The organism is Sinorhizobium sojae CCBAU 05684, assembly GCF_002288525.1.
Lineage (GTDB): Bacteria > Pseudomonadota > Alphaproteobacteria > Rhizobiales > Rhizobiaceae > Sinorhizobium > Sinorhizobium sojae.
In genome coordinates this window covers 3319127-3336337 of the sequence record NZ_CP023067.1, presented here as the reverse complement: position 1 = coordinate 3336337, position 17211 = coordinate 3319127, and the positions used below count along the sequence as shown (strand labels likewise).

15 protein-coding genes are annotated in these 17211 nt (G+C 62.0%); 8 read left to right on the top strand and 7 right to left on the bottom strand.

Annotated elements, in window-relative coordinates:
- Positions 1–25: 25 nt before the first annotated feature.
- The 4 genes from coaE to SJ05684_RS16135 form a co-directional block, all read right to left on the bottom strand.
- Positions 26–613, bottom strand: a complete 588-nt coding sequence (gene coaE / locus SJ05684_RS16150; RefSeq protein ID WP_034852628.1) for a dephospho-CoA kinase — start codon at positions 611–613, stop codon at positions 26–28.
- Entirely contained in the window at positions 610–1470 is an 861-nt protein-coding gene (locus SJ05684_RS16145) for a shikimate dehydrogenase (RefSeq protein WP_034852630.1), read from the bottom strand. The genes coaE and SJ05684_RS16145 overlap by 4 nt, the downstream gene beginning before the upstream one ends.
- A complete protein-coding gene (locus SJ05684_RS16140; RefSeq protein ID WP_034852631.1) occupies positions 1463–2062 on the bottom strand; it encodes a Maf-like protein in 600 nt (199 codons plus the stop codon). Before SJ05684_RS16140 ends, SJ05684_RS16145 begins: the two co-directional genes overlap by 8 nt.
- Positions 2063–2179: 117 nt before the next feature.
- A complete protein-coding gene (locus SJ05684_RS16135) occupies positions 2180–3001 on the bottom strand; it encodes a pyruvate, water dikinase regulatory protein (protein WP_034852632.1) in 822 nt (273 codons plus the stop codon).
- Between the two features lie 406 nt (positions 3002–3407).
- On the opposite strand from SJ05684_RS16135, the gene hemE reads away from it, so the two are divergent.
- The 8 genes from hemE (at position 3408) to SJ05684_RS16095 (ending at position 12700) form a co-directional block, all read left to right on the top strand.
- Entirely contained in the window at positions 3408–4439 is a 1032-nt protein-coding gene (gene hemE, locus SJ05684_RS16130; RefSeq protein WP_034852633.1) for a uroporphyrinogen decarboxylase, read from the top strand.
- Complete coding sequence (gene hemJ, locus SJ05684_RS16125) at positions 4436–4978, top strand: protoporphyrinogen oxidase HemJ (protein ID WP_034852634.1); 543 nt, start codon at positions 4436–4438, stop codon at positions 4976–4978. Before hemE ends, hemJ begins: the two co-directional genes overlap by 4 nt.
- Positions 4979–5169: 191 nt before the next feature.
- Positions 5170–6435 carry a transcription termination factor Rho gene (rho, locus tag SJ05684_RS16120; RefSeq protein ID WP_085939006.1) on the top strand — a complete coding sequence of 422 codons (1266 nt, stop codon included), beginning with the start codon at positions 5170–5172 and terminating at the stop codon, positions 6433–6435.
- 425 nt (positions 6436–6860) lie between these two features.
- On the top strand, positions 6861–8180 hold the full coding sequence (gene mnmE / locus SJ05684_RS16115) for a tRNA uridine-5-carboxymethylaminomethyl(34) synthesis GTPase MnmE (RefSeq protein WP_034852636.1): 1320 nt from the start codon (positions 6861–6863) through the stop codon (positions 8178–8180).
- Between the two features lie 263 nt (positions 8181–8443).
- Positions 8444–10327 (top strand): tRNA uridine-5-carboxymethylaminomethyl(34) synthesis enzyme MnmG, encoded by a 1884-nt coding sequence (gene mnmG, locus SJ05684_RS16110; protein WP_083846075.1) that lies wholly within the window; start codon positions 8444–8446, stop codon positions 10325–10327.
- The gene (gene rsmG / locus SJ05684_RS16105; RefSeq protein ID WP_034852640.1) at positions 10324–10965 is read left to right on the top strand and encodes a 16S rRNA (guanine(527)-N(7))-methyltransferase RsmG; all 642 of its coding nucleotides are present in this window, start codon (positions 10324–10326) and stop codon (positions 10963–10965) included. Before mnmG ends, rsmG begins: the two co-directional genes overlap by 4 nt.
- Before the next feature lie 16 nt (positions 10966–10981).
- Entirely contained in the window at positions 10982–11776 is a 795-nt protein-coding gene (locus SJ05684_RS16100; protein ID WP_034852642.1) for a ParA family protein, read from the top strand.
- Positions 11777–11809: 33 nt separating this feature from the next.
- Positions 11810–12700 (top strand): ParB/RepB/Spo0J family partition protein, encoded by an 891-nt coding sequence (locus SJ05684_RS16095; protein WP_034852644.1) that lies wholly within the window; start codon positions 11810–11812, stop codon positions 12698–12700.
- Between the two features lie 154 nt (positions 12701–12854).
- Here SJ05684_RS16095 and holA read toward each other — a convergent pair whose 3' ends face one another.
- The 3 genes from holA to leuS are packed head-to-tail and all read right to left on the bottom strand — an operon-like array spanning position 12855 to position 17049.
- Positions 12855–13889, bottom strand: a complete 1035-nt coding sequence (gene holA / locus SJ05684_RS16090) for a DNA polymerase III subunit delta (protein WP_034852645.1) — start codon at positions 13887–13889, stop codon at positions 12855–12857.
- Positions 13890–13901: 12 nt separating this feature from the next.
- On the bottom strand, positions 13902–14432 hold the full coding sequence (locus SJ05684_RS16085; RefSeq protein ID WP_034852648.1) for an LPS assembly lipoprotein LptE: 531 nt from the start codon (positions 14430–14432) through the stop codon (positions 13902–13904).
- Positions 14419–17049: a leucine--tRNA ligase gene (leuS, locus tag SJ05684_RS16080; RefSeq protein WP_034852650.1), complete on the bottom strand. Its 2631-nt coding sequence runs from the start codon at positions 17047–17049 to the stop codon at positions 14419–14421. Before leuS ends, SJ05684_RS16085 begins: the two co-directional genes overlap by 14 nt.
- Positions 17050–17211 lie beyond the last annotated feature (162 nt).

The following is a 17211-nucleotide window of genomic DNA, read 5'->3' as shown; positions in this document are numbered from 1 at the left end:
ATTTTGGCCGATGCGCTGGCGAGCTTCATCCATCCGCCCGCAACTGGTCGACGACCGAGCGAACCTGCTTCCGGGTCATCTCGAAGCTATCGCTCGTGTCGATGACGTAGTCGGCACGGGCGCGCTTTTCGCTGTCGGGAACCTGGCGAGCGAGAATCATCGCAAACTTTTCTGCCGTCATCCCCGGTCGCTTCATGACACGCTCGCGCTGCGTCTCGAGGTCGCAGCTGACGACGACGACCCGATCGACGCGCGTTTCCGCCTTGGTCTCGTAAAGCAGCGGGATGTCGAGAATCACGAAGGGGGTACCGGCCGCCCGATGCCGCGCGATGAACTCCTGCTCGCGCGCGCGCACGAGCGGGTGCACGATCCGCTCCAGCTCGCTGAGCCGGTCGGGCCGGGCGACCAGTTGTCTCGAGAGTTCGGCCCGATCGATGACGCCGTCCCTGGCAACGCCCGGGAAGGCCGCTTCGACCGGCGCCACCGCTTCTCCGCGGTAGAGGTCGTGCACGACCTCGTCCGCATCGTTCACCGGCACGCCGAGCTCGCGAAACATCTGGGCCGTGGTCGATTTTCCCATCCCGATGGAGCCCGTGAGGCCGACAATGATCATGCGTGAGCGTCCATATCGTCTATGATGATCCGTCGGAGCCTCTCATCCACAGCGGGCCGCCGTCCGAACCACTTTTCGAAACCGGGCACCGCCTGGTGCAACAGCATGCCAAGTCCGTCGACGATACGGAAGCCCTGTGCTTCCGCCTGCCTCAGGAGCGGCGTCTTCAGCGGCACATAGACAATGTCGGTGATGACGGCATCCGTGGCCATCGGCGAGAAGTCGATTTCCGGCGCCGGCTCGCCATCCATGCCGAGTGAAGTCGTATTCACGAACAATCCGGCACCAGCCATGACTTCGGAAAGCGCCGCCATCGGCTGCGCACGGACGGCGGCGCCGAAGCGGTGGGCAAGCTCTCGCGCCCGGGCCTCGGTGCGGTTCACGACGTGGATCGTTGCAACGCCGCGGTCGCGCACCGCCTGGATGACGGCCCGGCTGGCGCCACCGGCGCCCAGAATGACGGCGCTGGCGATCCGGTCCCAGCCGCCCGCGCGCTCGTCGAGATTGGCGACGAAACCGAGGCCATCAGTATTGGTGGCGCAGATCGCCCCATCCTCCAGCCAGAGCGTATTGGCTGCACCGAGCTCGGCGGCACGTTCGTCCGGGCGGTCGGCAAGCCGAAACGCCGCCTCCTTGTGCGGGATGGTGACATTGCCGCCGCAGAAGCCGGCGGTTCCGTCCTTCAAGGCCTTCATGAAGCGAGGGAAATCGTTCGGCGTCACTTCGTGCGCCACATAGCTCCCCGGAATTCCAAACGTCTTCAGCCAATAGCCGTGGATCAGCGGCGAGCGCGAATGCTTGACGGGGTAGCCGGTGACGAAGGCATGGTTAACAAATGTTTCACGTGAATCACGCATCGATCGAACCCAGTTCACGAAGTTTGGAAAGAAGCGGCAGCATCGGCAGGCCGAGTATCGTGAAATAGTCGCCCTCGATCTTTTCGAAGAGCTGGATGCCCTCGCCCTCGAGCTGATAGGCACCGACGCTCGCCAGGGCCTTCGCGCCGACGCGATTCAGGTGCCGCCCGACAAAATCCCGGCTCAAGGGCCGGACGGTCATATGGGCGGTCGAGACGTGGCGCCAGAGCACCTCGCCGGCGTGGACGAGGACGATCGCGCTGTTCAGGCTATGCGTCTTGCCGGACAGGGACAGCAGATGGTCGGCTGCTTCGGCCATGTCCCTAGGCTTATGATAGACCCGCGGCCCTAGCGACATCGTCTGGTCGCTGCCGATCACGATCGCTCCCGGGAAGTGGCGAGCCACATCCCGCGCCTTCGCCTCCGCCAGCGCCAGCGCCACATCGGCGGGCGAAGCACCCGATTGCTCGAGCGGCCGCTCCAGGGCCCGCTCGTCGACCTCGGCGGCACGGGCATCGAATGTCAGCCCGGCATTTTCGAGAAGGGCCCGACGAAATGGACTGGCCGATGCCAGCACGAGCGAAGATGTCATTCTTCCAGTCCCGCATAGGTTCACGGCGATCGAGCGGATCGGACCATCGTGACGGCTTACGCTTACGCTTTGACGGGCGGCTCACCTGCGTGCTACCCGTCCCGCCTTTCGTTTCGCTTATCTGAGCCGCGGACGAAGGGCAACGATTGCGGCAGCGGTTTCTTCGATCGAGCGGCGGGTGACGTCGATCACTGGCCAATTGTTGCGAGCGCAAAGCATGCGCGCATACTTCAGCTCTTCGGCGATCGCCGCCCTGTCCGTATAATCCTCGCCATGAAAACCGTGCGTCGTGCCGAGCAGGCGGTGCTGCCGGACCTGCGACAGCCGGTCGGCGCTGGCAATGAGCCCGACGATCAGCGGGTTCGTCGCCTGCAGCAGGGAGTCGGGCAGGGGCACACCCGGGACGATCGGAATATTGGCCGTCTTGATGCCGCGATTGGCGAGATAGATACTCGTCGGGGTTTTCGACGTACGGCTGACGCCGACAAGCACGACATCGGCCGCGTTGAAATCGGCGGGCATCTGGCCGTCATCATGGTCCATCGTGAAATTCAGCGCTTCGATGCGGGCGAAGTATTCGGCGTCCATCACGTGTTGCGCACCCGAGCGGCGGCGCGACGGCGAGCCGAGATAGGACTGGAACAATTCGATGATCGGGTCCAGCACGGAGACGCAGGGGACGCCCATCTCGCGGCAGCGGTGGTCGATGATGCCGGCGAGTTCCCGGTCGACAATGGTATAGAGCACGATCCCCGGCGCGCCGTCGATCGCATCCAGAACCTGCATCAGCTGCTTCTTGTTGCGGATCAGCGGGTAGACATGTTCGAGCGCATGCGACGTCTGAAACTGCGCCGCAGCCGCACGGCCGGCGGCGATCAGCGTCTCGCCGGTCGAATCGGAGACAAGGTGAAGGTGGAAATAGTTTTTTCGATTCTCCACGCAATTCTCCGGGGGCTGTTGATAGGTCGGGACGAAGGACAGCTAAAATCGCGAGCGGCGATCAGGCAAGTGGAAAAGCGCCCGGTTGTTCACATCTCATGCTCGGGCGGATGGCTTCGATATACCGCTGTGGACAAGACTCATTCCGAAGACAAATTGTCACGCGGATCGACTCCTTATCCACAGGAAGCGCCATTCCGAGGTGCCTCCCAAGGAACTGATCGAACTCAGCTTTTTGGCCTTTCCGTATTTCACGGTTCGATCTGGCGATCTTCCTCCCGCGCAAGGCGCCTCTGCCTCGCCCAGTTGGACGAAGTGAGGATTGATTTTAATCCTTGATAGTCACCGACTCTAAGAAATAGAAACCTATTCAATTAGATTTGTTTTTAGATTGGGGAATGAGGGCGTGGCCGAAAAACATCGAAAAGTGATGGAGGTGTTGAACGGGAAATGCGTCACCCCGCCTCCCCTCTGGCTGATGCGCCAGGCCGGTCGATATCTTCCCGAGTATCGTCAGACGCGGGTGAAAGCCGGGAGCTTTCTCGATCTCTGCTATTCGCCCGATCTCGCCGTCGAAGTGACGCTGCAGCCGATCCGGCGCTACGGCTTTGATGCGGCGATCCTCTTCTCCGACATTCTCGTCATCCCCGATGCGCTTCATCGAAACGTCCGCTTCGAGGAAGGGCATGGGCCGCGCATGGAGCCGATCGATGCCGACGGGATTGCCCGGCTCACCACCGATGGTGTCTCCAGCCATCTCGCGCCGGTTATCGAGACGGTGTCGCGACTACGACGCGAATTGCCGGCAGAGACGACGCTCCTCGGCTTCTGCGGCGCTCCCTGGACGGTCGCGACCTACATGATTGCCGGGCATGGGACGCCCGACCAGGCGCCCGCCCGGCTCTTCGCCTATCGCCATCCCGAGGCTTTCGAACGGCTGCTGGCCTTGCTGGCCGATGTGTCGGCCGACTATCTCGTGGCGCAGATCGATGCCGGTGCGGATGCCGTGCAGATCTTCGACTCCTGGGCCGGCGTGCTCGGTGAAGAGGAATTTGCGCGGTTTGCCGTCGAGCCCGTCCGGCGGATGATCGCATCCGTTCGCGCCCGGCGGCCGTCTGCCAAGGTGATCGCCTTTGCCAAGGGTGCCGGGCTGCAGCTGAGGAACTACCGGCAAGCGACGGGAGCCGATGCCATCGGCCTCGACTGGACGGTACCCCTCTCCTTTGCGGCGGAGCTGCAGAAGGAGGGGCCGGTTCAGGGCAATCTGGACCCGATGCGCGTGGTCGCCGGCGGAGCGGCAATGGAGAGCGGTATCGACCGGATCCTCGACGTGCTCGGCAACGGACCGCTGATCTTCAATCTCGGCCACGGCATCACCCCCGATGCGAAGCCGGACCATGTCTCGGCCCTCGTGGCCCGCGTGCGCGGGAAGCGATGATGGGCGAAAGGCAGACCGACAGCGCTCCAGGCAATCGGGCGCGGCTTCGGGCAATGATCGCCCTTGCAGCCTTTGCGGCCCTGTTGGGCGTACTCTTTGCCTCAAGGCCCGATAATCTCTATTTGTGGATCAAGGCGGTCCATATCATCGCGGTGATATCCTGGATGGCAGCCCTTCTCTACATGCCGCGGCTCTTCATCTATCACACGGACGCACCACTCGGATCTCCGCAATCCGAGACCTTCAAGGTCATGGAACTGCGGCTTTTGAGGGTCATCATGAATCCGGCGATGATGATCTCCTGGGGGCTCGGCCTCTATCTTGCCTGGGACATATACGGGTTTCGCGGTGGCTGGCTTCACGCGAAGTTGTTTTTCGTGCTGCTCCTGACCGTCGTACACGTCCATTTCAGCCGGGCGGTCGCGGCCTTCGGGCGAGACGAGAATCGCCGGAATGCACGCTACTGGAGGCTGATGAACGAGGCCCCGACGCTGCTGATGATCCTCATCGTCATCATGGTCGTCGTGAAACCGTTTTGAACTCAATCGATTCGCAGTTGCGATAGTTGTCGCTAATTTGCGACGACCCCTTGCGGCGTTTCACGTGAATCGCTATTTTCGGCCATCTCCTGCATGGCCCGTGACCAAGTTTAGAGCCTGCCTCTCCCCCCTCGCAGCTCCCTTACGAAGATCACGCCGACCTCCATTCCCCTACCAAACATGGACTCTTCATGGCTGAAATGAAGCTACAAGAACTCAAGAACAAAACGCCGACCGATCTCCTTGCCTTTGCCGAAGAACTCGAGGTTGAAAATGCCAGCACCATGCGCAAGCAGGAGCTGATGTTTGCGATCCTCAAGGCGCTGGCGACGCAGGACATCGAGATCATCGGAGAAGGCGTCGTGGAAGTCCTTCAGGACGGCTTCGGCTTCCTGCGGTCTGCGAACGCAAATTATTTGCCGGGTCCGGACGACATCTACATCTCGCCCTCGCAGATCCGCCGCTTTTCGCTGAAGACCGGCGATACGGTGGAAGGGCCCATCCGCGGTCCGAAGGAAGGTGAGCGCTACTTCGCGCTTCTCAAGGTCAACACGATCAATTTCGACGATCCGGAGAAGATCCGCCACAAGGTTCACTTCGACAACCTGACGCCGCTTTACCCGAACGAGCGGTTCAAGATGGAACTCGAAGTCCCGACCTCGAAGGATCTTTCGGCTCGCGTCATCGATCTGGTGGCGCCGCTCGGCAAGGGACAGCGCGGGCTGATCGTGGCGCCGCCGCGCACCGGTAAGACGGTGCTCTTGCAGAACATCGCTCATTCGATCACCGCCAATCATCCGGAATGCTATCTGATCGTGTTGCTGATCGACGAGCGACCGGAGGAAGTTACGGACATGCAGCGCTCGGTCAAGGGCGAGGTGGTGTCTTCGACTTTCGATGAGCCGGCAACGCGCCACGTGCAGGTCGCGGAAATGGTCATCGAGAAGGCCAAACGCCTTGTCGAGCATGGTCGAGACGTCGTCATCCTTCTCGACTCAATTACCCGCCTCGGCCGGGCGTACAACACGGTCGTGCCCTCTTCGGGAAAGGTTCTGACCGGCGGTGTCGACGCCAATGCATTGCAGCGCCCGAAGCGATTCTTCGGCGCCGCTCGCAATATTGAGGAGGGCGGTTCTCTCACCATCATCGCCACCGCGCTGATCGATACCGGCAGCCGCATGGACGAAGTCATCTTCGAAGAGTTCAAGGGTACCGGTAACTCCGAAATCGTGCTCGACCGAAAGGTCGCCGACAAGCGCATCTTCCCGGCAATGGATATTCTCAAGTCGGGAACCCGCAAGGAAGACCTGCTGGTGCCGCGACACGAACTGCAGAAGATCTTCGTGCTGCGCCGGATCCTTGCTCCCATGGGCACGACGGATGCGATCGAGTTCCTCATCGACAAGCTCAAGCAGACGAAGAACAATGGGGATTTCTTCGACTCGATGAATGCCTAATCGACAGGCATTTTGAGATACTTGGTCGGGGTCTCGCGACCCCGGCCGTGACTGTTGCGGGCCGATGACTGTTTAGCCAAGTGGTTCCGTAGCCTCGCGTTGCCGCTACGGCGCCGCGTGTCTTTTCAGACGCGCAGATTGCAACGCTTCGAGCTCTGCGGATCGAACTCTCCGAAAATCGGGTACGATTTTCGGGCCGATGCGTCAGGCCGGTGTCGATGATTCACGTGAAACGCGTTGCCCTGAGACATGCAGAGGCGCTCTCCATGCCGCTTGATTTCTAACAGAGACATGTGCATAAGGCTCGCGCCGTCTAAGTATACGGATGCAAGGGGCGCTCGGCGCCCCTCAATGGTCGCAGCAGGCGACCCACACTCAGAATCTCGCGCGGACCTGCCGTCGCGCGCGGCGCGCCCAACAGATCGATGCAGTTTACCGACACGATATATGCGCTTTCCAGCGGCGCCCTGCCCGCCGGCGTTGCGGTCATCCGCGTCAGCGGTCCTGGAGCGGCCGATGCGCTGGTGCGGCTTTGCGGGGCACTGCCTAAAGCCCGCACCGCCACACTCAGAACGATTCGGACTCGAAACGGTGAAGCATTGGACAGCGGTCTTGTGCTTTATTTTCCGGGCCCGTCGTCTTTCACCGGGGAGGATTGTTGCGAGTTGCAGGTTCATGGCGGGCGCGCGGTGGTGCACGCGATTCTTGATGAGCTGTCGCAGATCGACGGGTTTCGACATGCGGAAGCCGGGGAGTTTTCCCGGCGCGCCTTTCAGCACGGCAGAATGGACCTCGTCGAGGTCGAAGGCCTCGCCGATCTGATTGCTGCCGAGACCGAGATGCAGCGCCGACTGGCGCTCGAACAGGCGGGCGGCGGCAACTCGGCTCTTTACCACGCATGGGCACGGCGCCTGACCCATGCCAGGGCGTTGATCGAGGCCGAACTCGACTTCGCCGATGAGGACGACATTCCCGGTTCGGTCAGCGCGTCAATCTGGACCGACATCGCGGCCCTATGGAACGAGATTGACGCGCATGTCGATGAGGCAAGTCTTGCCGAGATTATCCGCGATGGCTTGAAGATCGTTATTGCTGGAGAACCGAATGCCGGCAAATCGAGCCTGCTCAATGCACTCGCAAAAAGAGACATTGCGATCGTTACCGAGATTGCCGGAACGACCCGCGACGTGCTCTCTGTTGACCTTTCTTTAGCCGGATTCTCAGTCAAGCTGTACGATACGGCAGGACTGCGGGAGACGGCGGAAGTGGTCGAGCGCGAAGGGATCCGCCGGGCACGCGAGATTATCGGCCATGCCGATTTGATCCTCTTGTTGTCGGAAAAGCCCGGCGTCTTTCATCTGGATGAGCCGGTCGCTGGCAATGTGCCGGTCATCCGGGTGGCCACGAAAACCGACCGGCCGGATACGGCCTGGGCGCCGGCGGACGCCGATGTTTTCCTGTCAACCAAGACGGGTGCAGGCGTTCCGGATCTGTTGCAGAAGTTGACGGCCCATCTGCCGGATTTAGCCGGGCGGACGTCCTTTGCCATGCCGTCGCGGAAACGACACGTTGATTGCTTGCGGCAAGCCAGTGCTGCGCTGGAGCGCAGCTTGGCCACGGAAGGACTCGATCTCCAGGCGGAGCAGTTGCGGCTGGCGAGCGACGCGCTCGGCCGGATCACCGGCCGGGTGGATGTCGAGAATCTGCTCGATGTGATATTTTCCGAATTCTGCATCGGGAAATGACGATTGCGCCGGCCAAGGCCGGTGATATGCGCGTCCGGTACAACGAGAACGAGTCAGGCAACACGTTTCACGTGAAACGTCCTTGACAGAGAGTGGCAAATTGAGAATCAACAGCAGAGCCGCGGCGCGCTCTTGAACGGACCCGATTTTGCGCATCGGAGCGAATGTCGTAAACGAGTTTCGCTCGACGCGCAGATCCAGAAGAGTTACAGCGACCTTGCGCAGCCAATACGCGGCATGGTGCTGTAGGCAGGAGCATGTGTATGGCAAGCTTTGATGTCATTGTGGTCGGTGGCGGCCATGCGGGCTGTGAGGCCGCTGCGGCGTCGGCGCGGCTTGGCGCCCGTACCGCTCTCATCACTCATAAGAAAGAAACGATCGGCGTCATGTCCTGCAACCCGGCGATCGGCGGTCTGGGCAAGGGACATTTGGTGCGCGAGATCGACGCCTTGGACGGGCTGATGGGGCGCGTTGCCGACGCGGCTGGCATCCAGTTCCGTCTGCTTAACCGTCGCAAGGGTCCGGCCGTACGCGGCCCGCGAACCCAGGCGGATCGAAAGCTCTATCGTGAAGCGATGCAGCGCCAGATCGATGCCGTTGAAAATCTTTCGGTGATCGAAGGCGATGCGTACGACCTCCTCACCGAGAACGGGATGGTCCGCGGCGTGGTCACCAAAGACGGGCGAAGCTTTCATGCGAAGGCCGTGGTGCTGACCACCGGAACCTTCCTGAAGGGCCTGATCCACATCGGCGATCGCAAGATCCCGGCTGGCCGGGTCGGAGAGGAGCCGTCCCTCGGTCTCTCCGCCACCCTGGCGAGCTTCGGTCTGGTGCTTGGCCGGTTGAAGACCGGGACGCCGGCGCGCCTCAATGGGCGGACGATCGATTGGGATCGCGTCGGCCGTCAGGGCCCGGACGAGGACCCGGTTCCCTTCTCCTTCATGACCGATGGCATCACCAACCGGCAGATCGAGTGCGGCGTCACCCGCACGACGGAAGCGACGCACAAGATTATTGCGGAGAATATTCACCGATCGGCGATATATTCCGGCCAAATCGAAAGCGTCGGCCCCCGCTATTGTCCGTCGATCGAGGACAAGATCGTCCGCTTCGGCGAACGGGATGGCCACCAGATCTTCCTGGAGCCGGAGGGATTGGACGACGATACCGTCTACCCGAACGGGATCTCTACCTCCCTCCCGGAGGAGGTGCAGTCGTCTTTCATTCGCACCATTCCCGGTCTGGAAGAGGTGGAGATTCTCCAGCCGGGCTATGCAATCGAGTATGACCACGTCGATCCGCGAGAGCTTCAACTCACATTGGCGGTTCGGAAGATTCCTGGCCTGTACTTGGCGGGGCAGATCAACGGCACGACGGGTTATGAGGAGGCCGGCGCCCAGGGCCTGGTCGCGGGACTGAATGCGGCGCTGGCGGCCGCAGAGCGCGAGGCCTTCGTCTTCAGCCGAACGGATTCCTATATCGGGGTGATGATCGACGATCTGACCTCGCGCGGTATTTCGGAGCCCTACCGGATGTTTACCTCCCGGGCGGAATATAGATTGTCGCTGCGGGCGGACAATGCCGATATGCGCCTGACACCGGTGGGCGTCGCACTGGGCTGCGTCGGTCCACCGCGCCGCACCCGTTTTGACTCCTGGCGAAGCGCCTATGACGCCGGCCGGGTGCTGCTGCAGTCGCTGTCGATCACGCCCTCGGAAGGCAGGCGGCACGGCCTGAAACTCAATCAGGACGGTCAGCGCCGTTCGGCCTTTGACATTCTCTCCTACCCGGATCAAACAATCGCCGGTCTGAAATCGCTCTGGCCCGAACTCGCAAGCATCGATGGCAGAGTTGTGGAAGCGCTGGAGATCGATGCGGGCTATGCGGTATACCTGGATCGCCAGGCGGCGGACATCGCCGGAGTCCGCCGGGAGGAGAGCGCCACAATTCCGAATGACTTCGATTACAGCGAACTGCCCGGTCTGTCCAACGAACTGAAGCAGAAGCTCACGCAGCATCGACCGCGCAACCTGGCACAGGCGATGAAGGTTGATGGGATGACGCCGGCGGCGGTGTCGCTGATCCTTTCCTGGCTCCGGCGCCAAGAGAGCGGCACGAAGCGTGTGGCGGGGCGGGGCCTACAATGAAAACGAGTCCCGGCGACAGCCTGAACGGTCCGCGTGTTTCACGTGAAACGTGGGCAAAGTTGGAGCACTTTTGCCGTCTTTTCCAGAAATGGGCCAAGTCGATCAACCTCGTCGCGCCTTCGACTCTCGATGACCTCTGGCAGCGCCATCTGTTGGACAGCTTGCAGATCTTTCACCTTTCCCCATCCCCCAAGACCTGGGTGGATCTTGGCAGCGGTGGCGGCTTCCCGGGTGTCATTACCGCGATCTGCCTCTCCGAACTGTCGGATGGTTGGGTGCATCTGGTCGAGAGCAACAACAAGAAGGCCGCGTTTCTGCGTGTGGCTCTGCAGGAGACCGGGGCGCGCGGGTCGGTGCACCCGATTCGCATTGAGTCGGCCCCGCAGATGATTCCCCGCTGCGACGCCATTTCCGCCCGGGCCCTGGCGGACCTCACTCAACTCCTTGACTATTCCGCGCCCTGGATGTTGCAGGAGAACTCGAAAACCGTCGCTTTCCTTCACAAAGGACGGGATTATCAGCGGGAAGTCGACAAAGCCGTTAGCCGCTTTCAATTCGATCTGTTAAAACATGCGGGTATTGTCGAGCCGGATTCGGTTGTGCTCGAGATTTCAAATCTCTCACGTCGGATGAAGTGATAGGCGAGCGGAAAACATGTTTGGCCCTAAGAATCGGATTATCACCATTGCCAATCAGAAGGGCGGCGTCGGGAAGACGACGACGGCCATCAATCTTGCAACCGCTCTTGCGGCCATCGGCGAAAAGGTGCTGATCGTCGATCTCGACCCGCAAGGCAATGCCAGCACCGGCCTAGGCATCCAGCGCCGCGATCGGAACCTATCCTCCTATGAGTTGATCATGGGCACGCACTCGACTGGCGAGATCGCTCGGGACACCGCGGTTCCGAACCTTGCGATCGTCCCCTCGACAATGGATCTGCTCGGAATCGAATTGGAGATTGCGCAACATTCGGATAGGGTCTTTCGTCTTCGCAACGCACTGGCCTCCGCGGATGCGCATGCCTATTCCTACATTCTCGTGGATTGCCCGCCATCCTTCAATCTCCTGACGATGAACGCGATGACGGCGGCGCATTCTGTGCTCGTGCCACTGCAATGCGAGTTCTTCGCACTTGAGGGGCTGAGCCAGCTTCTCGAGACGGTCGACCAGGTGCGGCGCACGGTCAATCCCGGCCTGGACATACAGGGCATCGTCCTCACCATGTTCGATTCGCGCAACAATCTGGCGCAACAGGTGGTCAGTGACGTTCGTACCCATCTGGGCGACAAGGTCTATCACACCTTGATCCCCCGAAACGTACGGGTTTCCGAAGCGCCTTCCTACGGTAAACCGGCCATCCTCTATGACCTGAAGTGCGCCGGAAGCCAGGCCTATCTGCAGCTGGCCTCGGAAGTAATTCAGCGCGAGCGGCAGCGTCCGGCTGCCTGATCGTTTCGGTATCGAAATCTAATTGGGTGACGTATGAACGACGACAGCTCTAAAAGGCGGCTTGGCCGCGGTCTGGCCGCCTTGATCGGCGAAATGGATCAGCCCTTGCAGAGCAGCGCCGCACCGGCTAGCCCCGTCAGTGCCGATCGTCGCGTGCCGATCGAGTTCGTCTCGCGCAATCCCCGCAACCCGCGCCGTCAGTTCGACGAAGCCGAATTGCAGGATCTGGCGAGTTCGGTGCGCCAACACGGCATCGTCCAGCCGGTCGTGGTTCGTACCCTCGGCGAGGATCGCTACGAGATCATCGCCGGCGAACGGCGCTGGCGCGCCGCCCAACTGGCTGGCTTCACTGAAATCCCCGTGATCGTGCGTGATGTCGACGACCGTACGGCGCTGGAAATCGCCATCGTCGAAAACGTCCAGCGCTCCGACCTCAATCCGCTCGAAGAGGCGCTCGGATACGAGCAGCTAATCGCGGAACATGGCTACACGCAAAACGATCTCGGCGACATTATCGGCAAGAGCCGCAGTCACGTGGCCAATAGCCTGCGGCTGCTGAAGCTGCCGGAGCCGGTGCGGGACATGCTCGCCGATGGCAGCCTGTCGGCGGGTCACGCCCGCGCACTGATCCCCACCTCCGATCCGTTGGGGCTGGCACGCGCCGTCGTCGGCAAGGGATTGTCCGTGCGTGAAGCGGAGCGCCTTGCCCAGAACGACATCAAGGCGCAGAACGATCCCAGTTTCGCCAAGGGCCGGCGCCGGGAGGAAAAGGACGCCGACACGTTGGCGCTGGAGCGTACGCTTTCGGACAGTCTCGGCCTCGAAGTCACCGTCAATCACAAGGCATCCGGCGGCCATCTCCGGATCGCCTATAAGACGCTCGACCAGCTCGAAGAAATCTGCCGCCTGCTCGAACGGCGCTGACAAGGGCAGGAGTCGAACGAGACACCCGTTCCCCCTCGCCTTACGCGCTTGGAAGGGCTGGACTGACAGCGATGGCGGAGGAACGCATTGTCTGTCGACCGCCTTGCGCTTCCTTGAAGCGAAGCCGCGGAGCAAAACGCAGCCGTTGCCGTCATCAGCGCTTTGCCGACTGAATCGCAATTGCCAGCAGGTTTTGCAGCACGAGGCTCTCTTCGAGACTTTGGCGGCTGCGGCTCTGGTAGATTGTTGCCTGAAGTCGGTTCAATTCGCGTCGGATAGCCGGAGCGGTCCAGTGCCGGAGCGCCGCCTCGACGATCGGCTTGCGCCGGAAATGCAGACCGCGGCCGAGGCTGGCAATCACCTGGCTCGCCGACTGGCGGTTTGCGTCCATTTCGGCCCGCATGACGTCCAACTGCTGAAACTGTCTGAGGCAGCCCTGGAGCACGAGGAAGGCCGGCGTCTTCGATGTCGTGATCTTCTTCATCGCATGCATCAGAGCATCGACGTCGCCCTGCAGCACCGCGTCGACGGCATCGTCGACAGAGATGGCGCTGGCGTCGCCGACGATGGCCAGCACGTCCTCTTCATTGATGATGTCCCTGCCGAGGCAATAGAGTGCGAGCTTTCTCACCTCGTTGCGCGAGGCGATGCGATCGCCGCCAAGAGCCTCGAGGAGGCGCTCGCGGGCGGCCGGGCTGATACGCAAGCCGGCTTCCGATAGCTCCTTGTCGACAAGTGCATGCAGGGCGCGGGCATCGTCACTGTAGCAGGCGATGGAGGCGACGGCGCGGGATGGCTCCGCCGCTTTCCTGAGTGCGGCGCCCTTCTTGAGGTCACCAGCCTCGATGATCAGATAGCTGTTTGGCGGCGGCTCGGCGGCAAGAACCTGCAAGGCTTCGCTGAGGCCCTTTTCCGCCGCAGCGCCCCGTACCCAGACCACCTTCTCGCCCCCGAAGAGGCCGATGGCGTTGACCTCGTCGAGAAGGCGGCCGGCCCCCTGCTGCAACTCCACTGCATCAAGCTTGACGACGGCGAATGGGTCGTCGAGGGGAATGCCGAAGGAACCGGCAAGTTGGGCCGCCCTTTCGGAAACGAGGCCGCGATCGGGACCATAGACGAGGAAAAGCCGATAATGCGCCGCAGATTTCTGCAGGAAACTATCGAATTCGTGCGTCTTGACCTCGCTCATCCAACTACCGGATCAGCGCCCGAGGGCGGCAGCGATGTCGGCGCTGATGAGTTCCGCCAGTTCCCTGGCAGCGCGGTTCTCGCCGTCGCGCACCGCGCGGATCTTGGCGAATTCCTGATCGGGGAAGTCGACCAGCGCGACGGCCGATCGGTTGCCTGATTTCACGGTCTCGCCCGTCGCGGTCCTGGTCAGGTTGTAATCCGCCTTGACGACGATGCGTCCGGCACCTGCCCGGTCGCGGGCCTGGTCGTAGAGTACGCCCATCGTCCGGTGCGAAACGTTGAGGGCGAGGTGATATTGCGGGTTGACCGGCTCGCCCTTGCCGCCGGAGGTCAGAAAGATCAGGGCGTTGCGCACCTCCTGCTCGACCCGGTCGCCGGCTTCGGAAATCTCGATCGACTGAAGCGAGGTCGCCGTCGCACCCGCCGGACCGTCCGAATAGAGCGGGCGCACCTGGCAGCCGGCGAGCGCCGTCATCAGCAGCGCTCCGGTCAGCAAACCAAAGGACCGAAAACGGTAGCCAGATTCATCAGACAACGACATTGACGATCCTTTGCGGCACGACGATGATCTTTTTCGGACTGCCGCCGTTCAACGCCGACTTGACGGCGTCGAGGGCGAGTACGGCGCTTTCGATCGCACTCTGATCTGCGTCGCGCGCGATTGTCAAATCGGCCCGCTTCTTGCCGTTGATCTGCACAGGCAGGGTGATTTCGTTCTCGACGACCAAGGCCGGATCGAAGCTTGGCCAGGATTTCTCGGCAATCAGCCCCTCGCCGCCGATCTCCCGCCAGCATTCTTCCGCAAGATGCGGCATCATCGGTGCGATCAGGTCGACCAGGATCGCGGTGGCGTCTTTGGCCGCTGCAATCACCGCGGTCTCGGCCTTGCCGCCGGCGACTTGGGTCAGCGGGGCGGCGAGCACGTTCACGAGCTCGTAGATCCGTGCGACGGCCTTGTTGAAGGCGAGCTTGTCGTAGTCCGCCTCGACGGCCTTGAGCGTGCGGTGTGCGGCCTGCGAGATGGCGAGCCCCTCACCTTCCTTCGCCGGCGAAGCATCGACGCCGCGCAGCTTGTCCCCTGCCTCGCTCACCAGCCTCCAGACGCGCTGGACAAAACGGTGGGCGCCTTCGACGCCCGCCTCTGACCAGATGACGTCACGGTCCGGCGGCGAATCGGACAGCACGAAGAAGCGCGCCGTATCGGCACCATAGGATCCGATGATATCGTCCGGGTCGACGACGTTCTTCTTTGACTTCGACATCTTCTCGATCGAGCCGATGGCGATCTCCTCGCCGGTCTCGATCAGCACCGCACGCCGCCGCCCGTCGATCTCTTCGATGCGGATCTCGGCCGGGGTGATCCATTCGCGTTGCGCGCCCTCGCCGCGGCTATAGGTCTCGTGCACCACCATGCCCTGCGTGAACAGGCCCTTGAAGGGTTCGTCCAGCGCCACATGGCCGGTTGCCTTCATCGCGCGGGTGAAGAAGCGTGAATAGAGCAGGTGCAGGATCGCATGCTCGATACCGCCGATATATTGGTCGACCGGCAGCCAATGATTGGCGGCCTTGGGATCGGTCGGCTTGTCCTCCCAGGGGGCGGTGAAACGGGCGAAATACCAGGAGGAGTCGACGAAGGTGTCCATCGTGTCGGTTTCCCGGCGCGCGTCCTTGCCGCATTGCGGGCAGGCGACGTGGCGCCAGGTCGGATGGCGGTCCAGCGGGTTGCCGGGCTTGTCGAAAGTGACGTCCGGCGGCAGCGTAACCGGCAGGTCCGCCTTCGGCACCGGCACGACGCCGCAATCCTCGCAGTGGATGACCGGGATCGGGCAACCCCAATAGCGCTGGCGGGAGATGCCCCAGTCGCGCAGGCGGAAATTGACCTTGCGCTCGGCCCGCGGTTCACCTTTGAGCATCTCCTTCTCGAGCCTCGAGGCAATCGCGTCGAAAGCCGCGTCCGTCGAGAGCCCGTCGAGAAAGCGGGAATTGATCATTACGCCGTCGCCGACATAGGCTTCGTCGCCGATCGTGAAGGTCGCGGCATCGGCATCCCCCGGCATCACCACAGGCACGACCGGCAGCCCGTATTTGCGGGCGAAGTCGAGGTCGCGCTGGTCGCCTGAGGGGCAGCCGAATATCGCGCCCGTGCCGTAGTCCATCAGAACGAAATTGGCGACATAGACCGGCAACTCCCAGTTCGGATCCAGCGGATGCTTGGCGCGGATGCCGGTGTCGATGCCTTTCTTCTCGGCCGTCTCGAGGGCGGCAAGCGAGGTCCCGGCGCGGCGGCACTCCTCGCAGAAGGCGTCGATGTCGGCATTCTTGGCCGCCGCTTCCCTGGCGAGCGGATGGTCGGCGGAGATGGCGAGGAATGAGGCGCCGAAAAGCGTGTCGGGGCGCGTCGTATAGACAGTCAGCTCCGTCGTGTCGCCGGGAACGGTCGCGGGGTCGAGCTCCCATCTGAGCGACAGGCCCTCGGAGCGGCCGATCCAGTTTTTCTGCATCAGGCGCACCTTCTCCGGCCACTGGTCGAGCGTGTCAAGCGCGTCGAGCAGTTCCTGGCTGAAGTCGGTGATGCGGAAGAACCATTGCGTCAGCTCGCGTTGTTCGACCAGCGCACCCGAGCGCCAGCCGCGGCCGTCGATCACCTGCTCATTGGCGAGCACCGTGTTGTCGACCGGGTCCCAATTGACCTTCGACTGCTTGCGATAGACGAGGCCCTTATCCAGGAAATCAAGGAAAAGGTGCTGCTGGCGTTGGTAATAGGCGGGATCGCAGGTCGCGAATTCGCGGCTCCAGTCGAGCGACAGGCCCATGACCTTCAGCTGCGCCTTCATCGAGGCGATGTTCTGGTAGGTCCAGCCGGCCGGGTGCACGCCGCGCTCCATGGCGGCGTTTTCCGCCGGCATGCCGAAGGCGTCCCAGCCCATGGGATGCAGTACGTTGAATCCGCGGGCGCGCTTGTAGCGGGCGACGACGTCGCCCATGGTGTAGTTGCGCACATGCCCCATGTGGATCCGCCCGGACGGATAGGGGAACATCTCCAGCACGTAGTACTTCTCGCGCGGATCGTCGTTCGCGGTCTCGAAGACCTTGCCTGCTTCCCATTCCTGCTGCCAGCGTGGCTCGGCATCACGCGGATTGTATCGTTCGGTCGCCATGTTTCGTCGATGTTCCGGAAGTCTGTGGGGGCTCAAAGCGCCCTCATGAAAGCTGGCGTGACCTTCATCACGAAACAGCTCTACCGTCAAGTTTCGAAGGGGTTTTCGGGGACGGTTTCCCGGTCGGCGGGCTTGGCAAGCGCGGTAAGTTTCACTAATCCG